The sequence below is a fragment of the Streptococcus oralis genome (assembly GCF_001983955.1).
Classification (GTDB): domain Bacteria; phylum Bacillota; class Bacilli; order Lactobacillales; family Streptococcaceae; genus Streptococcus; species Streptococcus jiangnanensis.
The window spans coordinates 959,379-977,122 of sequence record NZ_CP019562.1 but is presented as its reverse complement, the minus strand read 5'-3'; the positions used below and the strand labels follow the sequence as shown (position 1 = coordinate 977,122).

The 17,744-nt window shown below is 40.8% G+C and carries 14 protein-coding genes; 5 read left to right on the top strand and 9 right to left on the bottom strand.

The genetic code is table 11. The features are described from left to right. Nucleotides 1-47: 47 nt before the first annotated feature. The 4 genes from xerS to ylqF form a co-directional block, all read right to left on the bottom strand. The gene (gene xerS / locus BWR56_RS04730; protein ID WP_049505815.1) at nt 48-1,118 is read right to left on the bottom strand and encodes a tyrosine recombinase XerS; all 1,071 of its coding nucleotides are present in this window, start codon (nt 1,116-1,118) and stop codon (nt 48-50) included. A gap of 731 nt (nt 1,119-1,849) precedes the next feature. Further along, nucleotides 1,850-3,400, bottom strand: a complete 1,551-nt coding sequence (locus tag BWR56_RS04720; RefSeq protein ID WP_049505814.1) for a ClC family H(+)/Cl(-) exchange transporter — start codon at nt 3,398-3,400, stop codon at nt 1,850-1,852. A gap of 12 nt (nt 3,401-3,412) precedes the next feature. Next, the gene (locus BWR56_RS04715) at nt 3,413-4,192 is read right to left on the bottom strand and encodes a ribonuclease HII (RefSeq protein WP_049505813.1); all 780 of its coding nucleotides are present in this window, start codon (nt 4,190-4,192) and stop codon (nt 3,413-3,415) included. Then, entirely contained in the window at nt 4,179-5,030 is an 852-nt protein-coding gene (ylqF, locus tag BWR56_RS04710; RefSeq protein WP_049505812.1) for a ribosome biogenesis GTPase YlqF, read from the bottom strand. The genes BWR56_RS04715 and ylqF overlap by 14 nt, the downstream gene beginning before the upstream one ends. Nucleotides 5,031-5,245: 215 nt before the next feature. Between ylqF and mazE the strand changes: the two genes are divergently transcribed. Both mazE and BWR56_RS04700 read left to right on the top strand, forming a co-directional pair. Continuing rightward, nucleotides 5,246-5,461: a type II toxin-antitoxin system PemI/MazE family antitoxin gene (gene mazE, locus BWR56_RS04705; RefSeq protein ID WP_049505811.1), complete on the top strand. Its 216-nt coding sequence runs from the start codon at nt 5,246-5,248 to the stop codon at nt 5,459-5,461. Next, nucleotides 5,445-5,801, top strand: coding sequence for a type II toxin-antitoxin system PemK/MazF family toxin (locus BWR56_RS04700; protein ID WP_000560800.1), 357 nt, complete (start codon nt 5,445-5,447; stop codon nt 5,799-5,801). The genes mazE and BWR56_RS04700 overlap by 17 nt, the downstream gene beginning before the upstream one ends. A 33-nt stretch (nt 5,802-5,834) precedes the next feature. On the opposite strand, the gene BWR56_RS04695 is transcribed toward BWR56_RS04700, so the two are convergent. The 5 genes from BWR56_RS04695 to BWR56_RS04675 form a co-directional block, all read right to left on the bottom strand. After that, on the bottom strand, nt 5,835-7,013 hold the full coding sequence (locus tag BWR56_RS04695) for a hypothetical protein (RefSeq protein WP_076984549.1): 1,179 nt from the start codon (nt 7,011-7,013) through the stop codon (nt 5,835-5,837). A gap of 17 nt (nt 7,014-7,030) precedes the next feature. Then, the gene (addA, locus tag BWR56_RS04690) at nt 7,031-10,684 is read right to left on the bottom strand and encodes a helicase-exonuclease AddAB subunit AddA (RefSeq protein WP_076984548.1); all 3,654 of its coding nucleotides are present in this window, start codon (nt 10,682-10,684) and stop codon (nt 7,031-7,033) included. Next, nucleotides 10,681-13,956 carry an ATP-dependent nuclease subunit B gene (gene rexB, locus BWR56_RS04685; protein WP_076984547.1) on the bottom strand — a complete coding sequence of 1,092 codons (3,276 nt, stop codon included), beginning with the start codon at nt 13,954-13,956 and terminating at the stop codon, nt 10,681-10,683. Before rexB ends, addA begins: the two co-directional genes overlap by 4 nt. Before the next feature lie 106 nt (nt 13,957-14,062). Next, nucleotides 14,063-14,482, bottom strand: a complete 420-nt coding sequence (locus BWR56_RS04680) for an EVE domain-containing protein (RefSeq protein WP_076984546.1) — start codon at nt 14,480-14,482, stop codon at nt 14,063-14,065. Further along, entirely contained in the window at nt 14,475-14,936 is a 462-nt protein-coding gene (locus BWR56_RS04675; protein WP_076984545.1) for a MarR family winged helix-turn-helix transcriptional regulator, read from the bottom strand. The genes BWR56_RS04680 and BWR56_RS04675 overlap by 8 nt, the downstream gene beginning before the upstream one ends. A 146-nt stretch (nt 14,937-15,082) precedes the next feature. Here BWR56_RS04675 and BWR56_RS04670 point away from each other — a divergent pair, with 146 nt between their 5' ends. The 3 genes from BWR56_RS04670 to BWR56_RS04660 all read left to right on the top strand — a co-directional run bounded on the left by BWR56_RS04670 (nt 15,083) and on the right by BWR56_RS04660 (nt 17,706). Continuing rightward, nucleotides 15,083-15,892 (top strand): Cof-type HAD-IIB family hydrolase, encoded by an 810-nt coding sequence (locus BWR56_RS04670; RefSeq protein ID WP_076984544.1) that lies wholly within the window; start codon nt 15,083-15,085, stop codon nt 15,890-15,892. 142 nt (nt 15,893-16,034) lie between these two features. Then, nucleotides 16,035-16,943, top strand: a complete 909-nt coding sequence (locus tag BWR56_RS04665) for an ATP-binding cassette domain-containing protein (protein WP_049505805.1) — start codon at nt 16,035-16,037, stop codon at nt 16,941-16,943. A 10-nt stretch (nt 16,944-16,953) separates the two neighbouring features. Next, nucleotides 16,954-17,706 (top strand): ABC transporter permease, encoded by a 753-nt coding sequence (locus BWR56_RS04660; protein WP_049505804.1) that lies wholly within the window; start codon nt 16,954-16,956, stop codon nt 17,704-17,706. Nucleotides 17,707-17,744 lie beyond the last annotated feature (38 nt).

Sequence of the window (17,744 nt, the reverse complement as noted above, 5' to 3'; positions counted from 1 at the left end):
CAGCTTCTTTTTATGAGTGGTATTTTACATAAATAATTTTATGTATTTTATAAGCTATCCAAAGCATTCTTTTGTTCATCATTGACGATATGGGTATAGAGGTCAGTGACTTGTGTACTGGCATGTCCTAGCTGATGGCTGACCAAAACTTGCGATTTAGTAGCATCATAGAGCCTAGTCGCCAGGGTATGGCGTAGTTTGTGTGGAGTTACACGGACTTTGAAGTCCTCAGAGTACTTAGCAACCATCTTTTCAACACTAGAAGCATCAATACGATTGGGAACGCCTCGATATAAGGTCAAAAAGAGAGCTGTATCTGTCTTTTCCGTCTTATAGCGTTGATTTCGAATGGCTAGATAATTCTCTAGGTAAGGCTTAGCAAAAGCAGCGACATTGACAGAATCACGTTTCCCCCCTTTTCGAGTGACATCGATCACCATCATTTTGAGATTGAGGTCTCTTAGATCTAGATTAACAGCTTCAGATAAGCGGACACCAGACGCTAGGAGAAGGGCAATAATGGCCAAATCACGTTCTTTGTTCTTATTAAATGATGAGAGAGCGCGATTTGAGAGCTGTTGTGGGTACTCCTGATCGATATAAGTTAGAAAACCTTCTGTTTCATCACCTAGAAAGAGTTTTTGCTTGATGTTTTCAGCTCTAGCAGCAAGTGTTTCTTTCTTTTTCTTGGTTGAAACTTTCTTCATTACATTACGATAGAAATAGGGTTCTCCCAGGTCGTTTTCAACCTCCTCTGTTAGATACTTGTAAAGACTAGAAAGTGCTGATAAGGTCCGATTGATGGTCGTCTGAGATACACCTTGCTTGGTTGTATTAGCATTCAGCAATGGACGTTCACGTAGATATAGGATAAAAGCTTCCATATCTTTCTTAGACATATTTTCCAAGACAGATAAAGGAATATCAGACATTTTATCAGCATTTGAAATTCCAGACTCTAAAACCCATCTGAAAAATCGATCGTATTCCTTGAGATATTCGTACAAGGTTGTAAAACTGTAGGGCACAGCAAGCTTGGATTGGTAGTATTCCAGAACATACCAGGGCATGATTTGTTTTAGTTTGTCGATTCGTTCCAGTAAAATCTCACGTTTCATGTATTTTCTCCATAATTAAGTCTACTAGTAGTATAGCATAGACTCATATATTTTTCAAGAAAATTATAGTTTTTCGGAAAGATATTACATGAGTTTTTTTAAAGTGCAAAAAATAACTAAAAAATTTTTTTGGAACAAAAATAGCATAAAAGGTGGGATTTTTGTACATTACTCCTCTAAGCTACTGGATCAAAAAATGTACTTTATCTTGCCTTAAAATAAAGTACATTTCAATTATAAAGTACATTTTTCAAATAGTGTACATAAGGAAAAGTTCAAAAATTTCCAGTTTTTGGGTCAAACAGATCTCAATCTTTGGAGTTTCGTTGTTAATCATTATCTAGTGCTTTTTCTAGTTTCCAAATACTAAACCAGAATGAAATAGTCAGCAGAATAAGGAAAATAAAAAAAAGATTATCAGTAACGATACTTCTGTTCATTCTACATAACTGAAGAGCTATATAAGGAGCTATGAGATATAAAATACATTGTATAATTGCTATTGTTTTCTTTTTCATGATTTTAATCTTACTGTACAGATTTGATACAGTAAACTCCTTTCTAGCTTTATGCTTTATCATTTCTAACTTAATTATAGTCTTATTTTTACCCAAGTTCAATTATTTGTATGTAAATATTTTATCTGCAAAAAATAACCGATCTCATTTCTGAGAATCGGTTTTCTGATGTATTAAATTAAATTTTTACATAATATAAATTATGTAAAAAACCTACAACAACAAATCTTTGACTTTTCCAATTTCACTTTTTGGAATCACTAGGTGAATCATATCCCCCAGATACATTCTAGTTGAGCCGTTAACTGTTTGGCTTTTGCCATTATGGACTTGGGTGGTGATGAGTACGTTATGTGGCAAGTTGAGCTCGTGAACCTGTTTTCCAGCAATTTTGTCAGACACAGGGATTTCTATGAGGGTGACTTCTCCTTCGTCTGTTGCTTCTTCTGGTAGCATTTTTTCAAGCATGGCCTCATAGACTGGTGCCCCCTTGAGTAGATCCATGACGATGTAAGCCACCAAGGTCACTAAGCCCAGTGGCATGAGGTTGCGAATATCCCCAACCATCTCAGTTACGAGGATCATGGCAGTTAAGGGTGCCTTGGATATTGCCCCAAAGTAGCCACTCATTCCTAAAATGACAAATATAGGGAATTGCTCCTGACTGACAATCCCAAGGTTGACACAAATGACACCAACTAGGGCACCAAGTAAGGAACCTAGCGCCAGAATGGGAAGGAAGATTCCTCCTGGGAGGCCACTTCCATAACTAATCATGCTCCAAACAAAGCGAATCAAAAAGTAAGCTAATAGAACTTGAAAACTAAAATTTTGCTCAGTCAAGGAAAGAACGACCTGATTTCCACCACCAAGGATTTGTGGCAAGAAAATCCCGACTGGTATGATAAGGATAAAGGCTATGATTGGATAATAAGCACTATCTAAATGGATTGTTTGACCAACCCAATCATAAACTCGACCAACATTGAGTACAGCTTTCTCATAGAGAAAACCAGAAAGCCCGAGAAAAACTCCCATAAGGAGGTATATCCAATACTGGTCTAGGGTCATGAGAGGAATGTTGTCTGGCATATCTAGTACGGGTGTTAGGCCGAATATGAGTAGTGAGACAAAGTTTGCTACGAGACTGGCTGCTAGAGTTGAGACCCAGAAAAAGCGTGAAAAATGATGATAGACTTCTTCTACAACAAAGAGGAGGCCTGCAATCGGTGCATTAAAGGCAGCGGCTAAACCTGCAGCAGCTCCACTGGCAATCAGGGAACGTTCCTCTACTGGACTAGATTTGAGCCACTTGGCAATACCTTTACCACCAACAGCTCCAAGTTGAATACTTGGCCCTTCTCGCCCTAGCATAAGGCCACTGGCAATAGCAAGAATACCTAATACATATTTCTTCCAGAGGACACTCCACCAGTTTAGAGTCATGAGTCCCTTTAGTTCGGCTTCGACTTGAGGAATTCCTGAACCCTTGATATCTTTTTCTAGCCGAGTTAGTTTCGCACTGAGCCAGCAAACGAATACATAAAATAGACCAATGATAAAAAGATTGCGCACTAGGTGCGCTTGATCTTGATAGAATCCTTGTATCAGATGGAAACCCTTTTCGATTAAGAAACGAAAGGATCCGACGATGAGACCGACGACGAGACCAACAATGATCCCTCGTCCAACTTGGGATAATATAGTGCTTGAGGCAAAGGCAAATTCTTTCTTGGAGCGGAGTATTTCTGACTGTTCCTCCATAATCATTTCCTCTTACTTGTCTTTCTTAGTTGAAACCAGTGTTTTGACTGGTTCAAAACTGGTTCGGTGAATCGGGGTGACACCTAGTTTTTCTAGTCCTTCTAGATGTTTAGCTGTTCCATAGCCTGCATTAGCTGTAAAATCATAGCCAGGATATTGCTGATCGTATTTCTTCATCAATTCATCCCGTGTCACCTTGGCTACTATGGATGCAGCTGCGATAGAGAGGGAGTTAGCATCTCCTTTGATAATGGAGGTTTGTGAAATTGGTAACTCCAGTTTCATGGCATCTATCAAGAGGTGCTCAGGTTGCGGACTGAGCTGGGAGATTGCTTCTTTCATGGCTAGTTTGGTAGCTTCATAGATATTGACTTGGTCGATGACCTGATTATCCATGATACCAATCCCAATTGATAAAGCTTGGTCTTGAACGGCTTGATAAATCTCCAGATGTTTCTTTTTGGGGATTTTTTTACTATCGTTGAGGCCTTTAATCTTACAATTTTTAGGTAAAATAACAGCTGCAGCGACTACGGGTCCAGCCAGAGGACCACGGCCGACCTCATCAACACCTGCTATTAGGGTCAATCCTTGCTTATAGAGTTCTTTTTCATAGGAAAGCATAGATTCCAAACGAAGGTCTTCATCCAGTTCAGCCTGAATGGCTTTTTTACGTTTGTTGATTTCCTTTTGAACCCCAGAACGAGGATCTTTTTCCAGTTCAGGAAAAAGGGGATTGTCTAATTCTTTGACAGTGGCAAGAAGGTCTTTGATTTCTTTAATCGTCGTCATCGATGTCATCCAATGTATCTAAGGTATAGTTACCGAGCTTTCCATCACGGACTTCCTTGACGAAGAGGCTGTAAAAGCGGTCGTAGTCGTCTCGGAAACCAAGGGCACGGGTCATATCCATGATGATAACAGGTGCTTCTTCTTCAATTTTCATTTGTTTGAAGCGTTCAGCTAGCTTTTCTGGATAATGTTTTTTGAAATAATTGAGACCAAAAATGGTCACCTCATCCATAGGAAGCAACTGGTCTTTGATAGCTCCAGTCAAGGCTAGTTTCAGTGCGACAGCATCATCTTCAAACTTAGGCCAAAGAATCCCTGGTGTGTCTAGGATTTCAAGGTCTTTATTGGTTTTAAGCCATTGTTGCCCCTTGGTAACACCTGGTTTATTACCTACAACCGCAATCTTTTTCCCAGCCAAACGGTTCATGAGGGTTGACTTACCGGCATTTGGAATTCCGATAATCATGGTCCGCAAGGTTTCGATCTTGATACCGCGTTCTTTCTGGCGTGCAATCTTATCAGCCATGAGCTTTTTGGCTGCATCCGTCACAACTTTTACAGTCACTTGCTCTTTGGAGTTGATAGCCAGAGTTTGGATTCCCTGTGATTCAAAATACTGACGCCATTCTTTGGTCATTGCGGGGTCAGCAAGGTCTGCCTTGTTCAAAATCAAGAGTTTTGGTTTATCTCCAACAATCTTGGTTAACATAGGATTTTGACTAGATAAAGGTAGCCGAGCATCCACCAAAATTGTCACAAAATCAACAAATTTTAAATTCTCCTGAACCTGTCGCCGAGCCTTAGACATGTGGCCCGGAAACCATTGAATAGTAGCCATAATATTTTCCCCTTCCGACTAAAAAAAACGTGATAAAAACGTTTTCTTTCTTACCATCTATTCTATCATAAATGAGGAACTTTTGCACAGGCTTTGACCATAATAAATCACAAATAGTAATCGTCCGAAACATCCTTGAGGTCAGTAACGATTTACTTGACTTTTTTTGTTTTCAGGTATATACTTAGTGTATACTAATTCGTGGAGGTAGAGCAATGAATACAGTAAAGACTCGCAAGGTGGGAAATTCGCTCACTGTGACCATTCCTAAAAATTTAGGGATGTCAGAAGGTCAAGAAATGGTTGTCTACAAAGGAATTGACGGAGTCATTGTCTTAGCTCCAAAACTGAAAGATCCTTTTGATGGGATTACTGATTTGAGAATGACAAACGATTTTGAAGGGGTAAGGTCAGTTGATAGCGAAATCTGACTATATTCCTGAAAAGCAGGATATCATTTGGCTGGACTTTGATCCATCAGTCGGTCGGGAGATTCAGAAAAGGCGACCTGCCTTGGTAGTTTCTAGGAGAGAATATGCCTTGCAAACTGGTTTTGTAGCTGTCTGTCCTATCACTCACGGCCAACGTCGTTTGGCAGAAAAAGGCTTGCTCGTTCCTGTCTCGTCGGACAAGGTAGATGGCGCTGTCAATCCATTTCAACTCTATACCTTCGATTTTCGGATGCGTAATGCTCAAAAAATAACAAGAATGGACACACAATGTTTTCAGAAAGTCGTCCAACTTTACCAGTACATCTTTGGAGATACTTAAATCCTACCATGCATAGACAAGGTAGGATTTTTTCTATATGAGTAACCTATCTAAAAACGGATGAAGACAATTGAGGAGAATCCCTCTAGTCCAACTTTCTTGTGCAGATGATAGATGTTCTGCCTGAAGGCATTCTTTTAGAAAATCGCGGACTTGTTCTGGTGAGATTTCAAACTCAAAGGCTTTCATCTTGTAGAAAAAATCGATGAGATGCTCAGATAAGTAATCATCTGAAAAGGGTACTTCTCCACTTTTTCGATATTCTAATAGAAGCCGAGAAAATCTGGCTTTTTCATCAGGCAAATCACGAAAATAGGAATTAAGAAGCCAAGTCTGCTTCTGCTTTCGTTCAATAGGATCTTGATTTGCAATCCGCTGATCCTTTTCCAGCTCCTTTTGGTTTTGTTTAGCCTTGATAGCCCGTTCGTCTCTATTTTTTCCAAAGAGGATTTTCTCCCATTTTCGTTCTTCTTGGGTGAGGGGTTCTGTAAAGCCAAAGTAATCTTGATAAGCGCGTTCTGCAGGTCCCATGGCAAGAATGAGGTTATCAGCGTATTGCTTGGCGATTTTATCTCTCTTCTTGCGTTCTTTCTCTGCTTGAATTCGTAAATGCTGCTCGTAGTCGATTTTCTCCTTGCCTAGTTTGACAAGATAGAGTTGGTCATCGGTCTTACCAAGTAAAAAGGGTTTGATACACTTTTCCAGCACTTCTTCCATACGAGCCTTCTTCTTTGGCTCTGCCTTGGTCCAACTTCCGCCTTGAAAGACCTCTAGGAAGAGATGATAGTCTCTCTCAGGTGCGAATTGATTGCCACGATTGGCTTTGAAAACACCTTTCTCCCAAAACCATTTTAGAAGTCGTTCGTCAAAATCGCTTTTATTGATATTGATTTTTTCCTTTTTCTGGGCCTTTCTGGTTAGGTTTTCAACTTTTCTGAGAAGCTTGTCTTCCTCTTCCAGTTGCTGGTCTAAAGTCAGTCGATGAAAATGACGGACACAGTCACTGCCAATAGGAAAGAGACGTTGGCCTGTAACTCCGTTAAAGAGTTCGTAGGCGTATTTTATGGCATTCCCACAAACACAATTACTACGGCCAATGCCATTAAAGATCAAGGAAACTTCATTCCACTCCTTAGTGGCTTGATCCCAAGTATCAGCTTTTGAAGCCTGTAAAACTGCATCATGAAGGGATTTTCTAACTGGAAGTGTCATGAGATCTCCTTTCTAGGTTATACTTTTACAACTTGAACCTCATCTTTACCGAGTAAAATCAAGTATTTTTCAATGTTTTCTATCGAATAAGCTCGTGATAAGGCCTCACCGTATAGGGCTAACTGGCCACGATAGCGGTCTATGAGTTGACTTGGTTCATCATAACGGTCTGTCTTATAGTCGAAAAGAATAATTCTGTCCTCGTAAAGTAGATAGCCGTCCAAGATCCCACGAACAACAAAGTCTTCCTGACTTTTTTGGTCCCGCTTGAGCATAGAAAAAGGTTGCTCGCGGTAGAGATGGCCGGTATTAGCGAGAATCTCCTGACCAAGTGGTGTGTCAAAGAAAGCTAGGATTTTAGAAAGATTGATCTTGTCTCTAACAGCTAGACTAGTTTGAACTTGTTTGAGTGTTTCTGTCAGGCTAGCAAGTGTTGGTTGCTGACTGAGGTCAATTCTCTGCATGAGTTCATGAGTGGCACTACCAATCTCTGCTCCAGTTACCTTTTTTTTAGTTGAAAAATCAGGTAAATCAAAGCTGATTTGCTTTTCCGATGATTGAGTTTGGTTAGTAATTTCTACCCCTTCCATATCCATAACCGGTTCGTAGAATTTCTTGATTTGGCTTGGGGTTTGAACACTAGGAAGCTCAATAGCTGTGCGGTGAAGAGTATTATAAACTTCCACCTCTTTCAGCATTTCCAGAGCTTCTTTGATGGTTTCTGACTGGCGGTTGCTTGCTTGAGAGCTATCTTGGAGAGGGCTCTTGTTTTCCAATTCTCCGATAGCTTCTCTAGTCAGCTGGTCTTCACCAACAAAACGATAGCTAAAGTTGAGATTGTCCTTGGCAAATACTTTGCTGATAGCCCAGACCCAATCTTGGAAATTTCTTGCTTGCAGTCTGGTATTGCTATCTAATTTTCCATTGTTTGCTGCTGGGTATTCCTTGGCTTCTAGCTTTTCGCGAGAGCCCTTGCCAACAAGATAGAGCTTTTTCTCAGCCCTTGTCATGGCAACATACAGCAGACGCATCTGCTCTGAATAGCTAGCCAGTTGCAGTTCTTTCTCATTCTGCGTATAGGTCAGGCTAGGAATGGAGAGTTTGATGGTTTTAGGATAGTGTGCTTCCACTGCTCCTGTTTCCACCTTGGCAATGTATTTGACACCAAGCCCATTTTGACGGCTGAGAATGACGTCTGACATCGAGTCTTGCTTGTTGAAGTCCTGATCCATGTTGAGGATAAAGACATAAGGAAACTCCAGTCCTTTGCTCTTGTGAATGGTCAAGAGTTCCACAGCATCTTTAGGCGGTGCGACGGCTACACTTGCGAGATCGTGCTGGGCTTCTAGGACTTGGTCAATCATACGTATAAAACGCGACAATCCCTTAAAATTACTCTTTTCAAACTGGTCAGCACGTAGCGCTAGGGCATAGAGATTGGCCTGTCTAGCAGGGCCATTTGGCAAAGCTCCAACATAGTCATAATAAAAACGGTCATTATAAATCTTCCAAATCAAGTCATAGAGAGAGTGGGTTTTGGCATACAAGCGCCAAGAATCCAAAATATCCATGAACTGATTGAGTTTTTCAGCTAGGTCCTTGTGAATTAACTCTTTCTGATCAGTTACCTGTCTTTGAGCATTAACTAGTTTCTCATAAAGATTCTCTTGTACTTTATCTTCTGCTTTCTGAAGAGATAAACGTGCCAACTCGTCCTCATCGAAACTAAACATAGGAGACTTCATAAGGGCAACCAAGGCATAGTCTTGCAGGGGATTGTGGATGACACGAAGGGTGTCCAACATGACTTGTACTTCTAAGGATTGGAGGTAGTTGTTTTGCTCACCGTCGGTTTTGACAGGTATCCCGTACTCAGACAGGGCAAGTAGAATCTGGTCATTACGACTGCGACTGGAAGTCAGAAGGGCAATTTCTTTGAAGGCCACACCTTTTTCTTGATGTAGCTTTAAGATTTCCTTGATGACAAGGCGCATTTCCCCAGTGAGTTTCGTGTCTTCATCACTTTCTTCTTTCTCTTGCCCACTATCGCCCTTATCGTAGAGGAGAAATTCTGCCTTGTTGTCTGGATTAGGAGTCAGTTTGGTATTGGCAAAAACAAGCTGGTGCATGCTGTCATAGTTGATTTCACCGACCTCTTGGTCCATAAGGCGTCCAAAAACATCATTGGTTGCTGACAGCACTTCTGAACTACTACGGAAATTTTCCTTGAGCAAAATCAGCTTTCCTTCTTGAGGATTTTGCGCATAGCGTTGAAATTTTTCATTGATAATCTGCGGGTCTGCCTGACGGAAACGGTAGATGGACTGCTTGATATCTCCCACCATAAAGCGATTGTGACCATTCGACAGCAATTCCAGCATCCGTTCTTGAATGTGGTTGGTATCCTGATACTCATCGACCATGACTTCATGAAATCTCTCTTGATAAGTCTCGCGAACTTGTGGGAAATTCTCTAAAATCTCAATGGTGTAATGACTGATATCAGCGAATTCAAATGCATTTTCCTGGCGTTTACGTTCACGATAAGCTTCTACAAAGTCGCTCATGAAGGTTTGGAAAGTCTGAGCAAGTCCCCATGTTTCTTCGTGATAACGCTCTTGATAGTCGAGAATTGTTATCTGGTCTGCTAGTTGTCCAAGTTTTGCAAACTGGGATTTTCTCTCCTCGTTATAAGCATCTGCAAGTGGCTTCAAATCAGCCTTTCGACTAGAGTTAGCAAGAGCCCGACCATTTTTCTCTTTCGAGATGGCGACAACACGAGCAAGCACTGCTTGATAAGCCTGGCTATCGGACTCTTGATTTAAGGAGCTAATTTCATCCAGAACCAACAGCACATTTTCTAAATAGGCAGCTTTGGGAAACTCCTTGGCATCGTTATCCAGATGATAACGAAAGAAACTTTCCAAGTCCCAAAGCGCCTGCTTGATTTGCTCAGTTAGTTTTTCTTTTTCACTAGTAAAATCAGCTTCTCCAAATCCTTTGAGGAAAGAGTTACTCAGCCATTTTTGAGGATTACTAGTGGATTGGAGGAAATCATAGATTTTGTAGACTTGCTGGCGCAGACCTCGTTCATCCTTGCCTCGTCCAGCAAAGTTCTTGACCAAGCGACTAAAGTTCTCTTTATTTTCACCTTGGTAATGGGCTTCAAAAACCTGATGAAAAACTTCGTTTTTGAGGATTAACTGTTCACTTTCATTTTGTAGAATACGAAAATTTGGTGCGATATCAATCAAATAGCCATGTTTTCCTAGGAATTTTTGTGTGAAGGAGTCCATGGTTCCGATGGCCGCGTTTGGCAGATCTGCCAACTGACGTCCCAAGTGTTGTTTGAGGTCAACATCATCGGTTTCTTGGATTTGTTGGCTAATTTTCTTCTCCAAACGTTCTTTGAGTTCAGTAGCAGCCTTGACGGTAAAGGTCGAGATAAAGAGTTGACTGATTTCTACACCACGAGTTAATTGATCCAAAATACGTTCTGCCATGACAAAGGTTTTCCCTGAACCAGCAGACGCTGAGATCAGAATATTTTGCCCAGCAGTATAAATGGCTTGGATTTGCTCGGCAGTTTTCTTCTGTTCCTTGCTCGAACTCGCTTCTGCTTCTTGCAATTTTTTAATTTCTTCCTCAGTTAAAAAGGAAATGGGCTTCATTGATTCAACTCCTCTCTCATTTTTTCAAACCAAGCTTGCTTGAGCTTTTCTCCTACTAGGCGCTTGCCATCCGCTAGGTCTAACTTTTCTAGGAAACGAGCTTGACCCAAGTGGTAATTGGCTTCAAATCCTGTAATGGCTTGGTGTTGCTGAACGTACGGGGCAATACTTCTTCCGTTCTCTGTGTATGGATTGATGGCGAACTGACCTTCTAAAATCTTTTCAGCTGCCTTCTTGTAAAGATGGGCATTATAGTCTAGTAAGAGCTGGAATTCCTCGTCTGTCAGCTGATTGGCCTTGTTTTTATTGTAAAAATCGCCTAAATAACTGCTTTCTTTTTCTAAAAAGAGCCCTTGGTATTTCATAGACTTGCTGGCTTCTACTACTGCTCCTGCAAGATTTTTAACTGCTAATAAGGATTGGACAGGTTCAGCCATTTCTAGGTACATAGCTCCGAAAAAGTTCTGCTCTCCTTCTCCTTTAAGGGCGGCAAGATAGGTTGGCAGTTGGGAATTGAGCCCATTAAAGAAATGAGGAAACTGGAACTGAGTCAGACTAGACTTGTAGTCCACCACTCCTAGCGCTCCATCAGCTTTCAAACGGTCAATACGGTCAACCTTGCCTCGCACATGAACACTGCGACCATTTTCCAATTGAATAAAGGCCTGGTCCTTACCACCAAATGTTGCCTCCTCTTGGATGGTTTCGATAGCTGGATTATGACGAAGGATGTGGCCCGTAGTTCGCGCGACATCATGCAGAACTTCCTTGGTAAACTGGGCTTCCAAACTTTCCTGATAAATAGCTTCAAATTCGCGTTCTTGGCTGGTTTCTTGAATAGCTTGTTCCAAACGCTGATCAAACGGATTTTCAGTAGGCAGTTTCAAGGCACGTTCAAAAATACTATGCAAGAAATTCCCGTGACTGCGAGCATCTGGACGAAGGCGCAATTCTTCCTGCAAACCTAAGACATAACGGAGGAAATAACTGTATTGGTTACGGTAAAACTCCGTCAAACCAGAGGTAGACAGGTAAAACTCTTTGTCAGCTGGATAGAGAGCCTGCAAGGTCTCTTTCTCTAATGGTTTGCTACTTGGACTTGTTGGGATAGCTGGATTTGTAAGGCCTTTTTGATCTAGCTTTTTACCCATCACACGCGCCAGAACCTTGACAAAGGTCAAATCTTGCTCCCTATCACTCGTCTCGCCCTGTTGGTGATAGGCAACTAAGCTAGACAAGAGACTGTGATAAGAACTCATATCTTCCTTAGACAAACCTTTGTGATGAATCTTCTTCTCTGTCCGATTAAATCCAAAACTCACCAGTTCCTGAAGATAGGCCGATTCCTTACTCTCGTTTTCATTGAGAAGACTGGGTGCTGACAAAATCAATTGTTTACGGGCAGCATTAACCAAGGAAAGCATGGTATAGCGATTTTTCTTGAGGTTTTCACTGCTTGCAATCAGTAATTGCGCTCCATCATCAGTCGCTTGATTTAGGCTTTGTCTTTCTTCATCTGTTAACAGGCTGGTGTTTTGCGCAATTTTTGGCAAATGATCCTGAGTCAGCCCAATAGCGTAGACAAAGTCAGAAGTCAGTGGTGCGATCAAATCGTAACTCTGCACCAGAACAGTGTCTACTGTTGCTGGAATAGTGCGATACTGAGATAAAGTCATCCCTGAGTGGAGCAAGGCTAGGAAGTCCTCCAGACTAACTTGTGAACCATCAAAAACTGTCGCAAATTGTTCTAAAACATGATAAAAGGCTTTCCAAACTTCAGCTTGTCTTTCCTGTTCTAGAGCTTCCATAGTAGCTGTCAAGTCTTGCATCTGCTTGCTTAAAGCAGCGTTTTTTAGAAATGTACTCCACTTTTGCACGAGATTTTCAGCCTTTTGTTTTCGACTGGCTAATAAGGTTTCAAGTGGCGTCAGAACTCGCAGACGAATGGCGTTCAAACGTTCCAAATCGAATTTTCCATGGTGGGATTTAGTGAAGGTCTGCTGAAAAGCTGGCAAGCCATTGATGCCAAGATAGCGGAGATATTGCTCAAAAGCATCAATATCCGCTTGGCTAAGGTCAGTATACAGACCAGTTCTGAGGAGATTAATCAAATCCTCCTGACGAAAACGGTAGCGTTTCAAACGCAAAATAGATTCGACATACTGGGTTAAGGGATGATGAGCCATGGATTCACTTCTACCAAGATAGAACGGAATCTGGTACTGGTCAAAAATAGTTTTTAGTGATAACTGATAAGAAGCTACATCTCCCAGCAAAATACGGAAATTCTTGTAACTCAGTTCTGGATGGTCATGTAATTTCTGACGGATGCTGCGGGCTACCAACTCCAACTCTTCTTTTTGTGTCAAGCAAGACCAGATTTGCAGATTTTCACGGTCCTTCTCATCTACATCCAAAGTGAGTTCTGAAAAGTCATAAGAAGACTCTAGCAAACGAGAGGCCTTGTCAAAACTATCCATGTACGCATGAGTCTGAGAACGGTCTTGAGCAACCGTTTGGTATTTAGCACCTAAATGATGAAGAAATTCCACACTGGCTTGGTAGAGATTTCCTTCAGTGAACGGACTGGTATAGGCCTTCTTGCTTGCATAAGCACCAATGACAATCTCAACACCTTTACGCTGGAGCAGATCCACTACATGTTCTTCCTCAGCAGAAAAACGAGTAAATCCGTCAATGACTAAGGCAATATGACTGAAATCACTACTTACCTTATCATTCTCAATAGCCTCAATCAAATGGGACAATTGACTTCCCTGAGCCAACTGGCTTTGATTGAGATAGGCAGTCACTTTCTCAAAAATCAAGAGTAAATCTGCCCGCTTGTCCTCATCACTCAAACTTTCTAAGTCTAAAAAGTTCATCTGAGCAGTCGTCATCTCATGATAAAGTTCAATCAACTGCTGGATAAACTGAGGGTCTTGTTTAATAGCACCATAAACTCGTAACTCTTTGGGATCAAGTTCAGCAAGACATTTATAAAAGGCCATCCCAAGGCCGATGTCATCAAGACTGGTCTTTGTAGGCAAGTCATTTAAAACCAGGTAACGAGCCATCTGAGCAAAGCGCGTGACGGTAATCGCAAAAGAAGCCTGCTGGGACAAGCATTCCAGCACGGCGCGTTCCTTTTCAAATGAAAGAGAGTTGGGAGCAATGTAGAAAACCCGCTTACCAGTAGCAACCAGCTCTTCCGCCTCTCTGGTCAAGATTTCTGTCAAAGAAGTCCGAATATCAGTATAAAGTAATTTCATCTCAGCCTCGTTTGGTTTATCAAAGTTTCTTACTCTATTATAGCAAAGTTCGCTTCACAGTCCAAATCCAAAATTCTTGTTGATAATCATTTAACTAGCAAATCAATCATACTTCAGCATCCACTTTCATATGATGAAAGATATAGAGGAAAAAGTCTTTGGAAACTTCAAAATGTCCATAACGAAGTCGAGAAGTATAGTCTCTCCATTCAGAATGCTGTCTAGCTATTTCTATGGAACAATCTTTGACTGGTAGATAATACTCGACATTTCGTCTAAAGGGAAAGAATCCTTCAAATTGCTCTACTTGATAGGCTTTGTCATCTATAATTTTACCTACGGCCACAAAAGCCTGTAACTTATCTTGACCATTCATATCGTATTTTGGACTATAGTATAAAAGATAGTCACCTTTTTTCATACGATTTAAGGGGCCGCCCTTTCCATGACAGACCTGACAAAAATTTCCCTCAACTCCTCTTAAAACATGATTCTTTGAAACAACTCCGACCCAATATCTAGGCATTTTTATCCTCCAACACTGCTAACATGTGATTAAAACTTTCTCTATCGTTAGAAAGTTTTTCAAAAAATTTTTCATCAATCCCTTCTACTAAGGGTAAAGCTTGATTGACCTTCTCCGCGCCAGACTTCGTCACTGAGACCAGTTTTGCCCGACTATCCTTTGGATGTTGATCACGTCTAATGTAGTCTTTCTTCTCCAGTAGTCTAACAATCTGGGAAACCGTCATGACATCCATACCAGTGAACCGAGCAATATCAACTTGCGTTACATATTCCTCTCTATTAGACAAAAACAAGAGCGAGGTTAAAACGATAAATTGAGGCAAAGTAAGACCAACTGATTTCAAGACTCTTTTTAAATTGCTTTCCCATTTGTTGTAGACTTTGATGAAAAGAAGACCTGTAGACTCTGTTTCATCATTTTTGTAAATTGAATTAAAGTGATACTTTGACATTATTTCTCCTTAAATATTAAGTGTACATATTATATAAGATTTTATTTTCTTTTTCAAGAAAAAGAAAGTCGAATGTTACTATTCTGTCAGACATTTCATAGTCTATATGCTATAATAAAAGCAAAACACCTAGAAAAGGAAGTCTTATGATTAAACTACTTGCCTTGGATATGGACGGAACCCTCCTTAATGAAGCCAAGGAAATCCCACAAGCCCACATCACTGCCATTCATCAGGCCATTGAAAAAGGTGTCAAACTGGTTCTCTGTACAGGTCGCCCGCTTTTCGGGGTTCTTCCTTATTACAAAAAACTGAATCTTGATCTCCAGAATGAGTATGTCATTGTCAATAACGGTTGCTCAACCCACCAGACCAGTGACTGGAGTCTAGTTGACTGGCAAGAACTCAGTCCAGCTGACATTGAATACCTTTATGACCTAGCAGAAAAAAGCGACGTCCAGTTAACTCTTTTTGATGAGAAACATTATTTTGTCCTCGGTGGTAAGCCTAATCAAATCGTTCAAAATGATGCCAAGCTCGTCTTTTCAGACCTGACTGAAATCTCCCTTGAGGACGCGACTAGTGGCAAATATCGTATGTTCCAAGGTATGTTTTTAGGAACAAAAGAACAAACAGACGATTTTGAGCAGCGGTTCGCTGAGGAACTCTGCCAACGATTTAGCGGCGTTCGTTCGCAGCCAGTCATTTATGAAGCGATGCCACTTGGAACTACCAAGGCTACTGCTCTTTCTCGACTAGCAGCGATTTTGAAGATCGAGCCCTCAGACATTATGGCCATGGGCGATGCCAATAACGATATCGAAATGCTTCAGTTTGCAGGACTTGGCATTGCTATGGGAAATGCCAGCGACCATGTCAAATCCTTAGCCAATGACGTTACAGCCAGCAATGAAGAAGAAGGTGTTGCACGCGCGATTGAGAAGTATATTTTATAATTGAGAAGCCCAGTTCATATCAACTGGGTTTTGTTTCTTTTAAGAATTACAAAACTTTAGAAACTCTTTAGAATTACTTGAACTTTCTTTGATTTCTATACCTTATACTAAAGTTAGTAAAACAAATCAAAAGGAGAAAATCATGAAAACAGTACTCGAAATTCATGGACTGACCAAACAATTCGGCCAACAAGCTATTCTTCAAGATCTTAGTCTAACCATAAAAGAGGGAGATATTTATGGACTAATCGGAAAAAATGGAGCAGGTAAAACTACTCTTATCAAAATCATTACACAATTATTGTTTGCGGACAAAGGTACAGTTTCTCTCTTTTCTAGTCAAGGACAAAATGAGTGGACCAAGGCATTATCTCAAGTGGGTTCTGTTATCGAATCACCTGTAGCCCATAATCACTTAACAGCTTATCAAAATCTGAAATATTATTGTATGATTCGTCATATCCCAAATGCTGATAAGGTGATTCATGAGACCTTGGACTATGTTGGCTTGTCAGATACAGGGAAAAAAGTCTTTCGTGATTTCTCACTAGGAATGAAACAAAGACTTGGCATCGCCATTGCCCTCCTATCCAAACCTGACTTCCTTATTCTTGATGAACCCATTAACGGTCTCGACCCAATTGGAATCAAAGAATTTCGTCTCATGATCCAGCGGCTCAATCAAGAAAAAGGCATAACCATCCTCATCTCTAGCCATATCTTGTCAGAACTCTATCTTTTAGCTAATCGCTTTGGAATTTTGGATCAAGGTAAGATTATCCGTGAAATCAGTAAAGCTGAGTTTGAAACACTGAGTGAGGATTATATTGTGCTTAAAACAAGCGACAAAGAAAGAGCATGTCAGGTATTGAAAGAACAAATCCAGCTCCAGTTTAAGGTTGTCAATCCTGACAATGAAATCCATATCTTTGGTAATGAACAAGATGTCAAACAGATTCTCAAGCAACTTACTTTGGCCGATGTTGCTATTGATGAGATTTACTTTGCCCGTCAAAACCTAGAAGAATACTTCACCCAATTGGTAGAATAGGAGAAAAATCATGATACATACCATTCAAGCAGATTTTTACCGTCTTTTCCGCTCCAAAGGATTCTGGATTACAGAATTCATTCTCTTTGTTCTCTTGCTAATGGGTGCCACTATCGGGGCTACAGGACATTTAATGTCAGTAAATACAACACCACCAGAGACTCCAACCCATGGTTGGAATGGGATAGAAGCTCTAATCAACGCGTCCAGCAATGGTTCAAACCTCGTTTTTCTCTGCATTGTTCTAGCATGTCTAGTTCTAGGAGTTGATCTAATCGGCAAGCTCTATAAAAATAGTTTGACTGTTGGCGTTTCTCGTACAGAGTTTTTCCTTGCTAAATCCTTTGTACTAGCAAGTATCGCTCTCTTACAGCTCATCGCCAGCCTTGTGATTGCTTTTGTTCCCTCAACTCTACTAAACGGACTTGGTACGATGCCTGATGGTTTTATTACAAACCTCCTCTTAACGATTTTCCTTCAATTTCTCTGCCTCCTTGCTTGGCTTTCGATTGTTTCCTTCATTCTCTATGTGACTCATTCTTATCTTGCCGCATTTATTGGCTATCTAGTTACCTCTATCATCCTTTCTACGCCAATGCTTCTTTTCCCAGACATTGAAATTCTACGATATTTAATTCTAGATTTTGCCTATGCTATGACTACTAATAGTCAAGCTATTCTCTATACCATCACGGTTTGCGTAACGGTCATACTTTTCTTCTCTTTCAGTGGACTGACTGTTTTCAAGAAGAAAAGCTTATAAAAATGACCTCCTCTAGACTACTGAGGAGGTTTCTTTTC